An 828-nucleotide genomic window follows, 5' to 3' on the forward strand; every position below is an offset into this window, starting at 1 on the left:
CTGTTGCGCGCTGAGGCCCACGCCGACGCTCAGTTGCAGGCTGTCGCGGGCGCTGAGGCCGTTGTCCATCAGGTAGCGAAACTGCTCTTCGTCGCTGTCCATTCCGGTGAGGAAGCGCTGCCCGGTCTTGGCCAGTACGGCGTCGCGGATCAGGCGGCTTTCGTAGTAGCCGTCACCGAGGCGGCGCCAGGCTTCGTCGCTGTTGTAGCCGAGCTTGTCGAGCAAATACTGGGAGCTGAGGAATTGGCCAGGTGGGTGAATAGGGGGTTGGTTTCGATCAGGTACGGGCTGCCGGGGTTTTTACTCGGGATGAACAGGCCGTATTCGCCGTTGGGCAGTTGAAATTCCGGTGGTCGCGTGAGGTCGTCACTGAGGCGCTCGGGGCTCAGTTCGAGGTCATTGGGGTTGTGGCCGATTTCGCCGGTCAGTTGCGCCAGGGTGTTTTCCCGCAGGGTGCCGTTTTGCAGGTATTGCGTGGCGTGCAGGTTAAGGCTGCCGCCGGCTTGCAGGGTGGCGGCGTACTGTTCGCGGCCGTCTTCGCGCCAGGTGGTCAGGGTGCCGGGGTTGCTGAAGCCTGCGCCGCTGGAGCGGGCCTTGAGTTCGGCGAAGCGCACCGGGTCGAAGGGCGCATTGTGAAACGCCGGCAGATCGACGAACTCCATCTGGTCCCACAGCGCTTTGTCGATGCGTCCGGGGGTGCCGATGATGGTGCTGGAGGTGCCGGTTTGGGACGCGGCGCCCTGGTTGATCAGGCTGCGGGCGCTCAGGTGCATATCGCCGTTGGCGGCGAGCAGGCTGTAGCGGTTTTGCAGGGTGTCGGCGCTGATG

1 pseudogene is annotated in these 828 nt (G+C 64.4%); it reads right to left on the reverse strand.

What is annotated here, in order from left to right:
- A pseudogene (locus DYL61_RS32050) lies at positions 1 to 521 on the reverse strand (hypothetical protein); the annotation flags it as partial.
- Between the last annotated feature and the right edge of the window lie 307 nt (positions 522 to 828).

This window comes from Pseudomonas nabeulensis (assembly GCF_004682045.1).
Lineage (GTDB): Bacteria > Pseudomonadota > Gammaproteobacteria > Pseudomonadales > Pseudomonadaceae > Aquipseudomonas > Aquipseudomonas nabeulensis.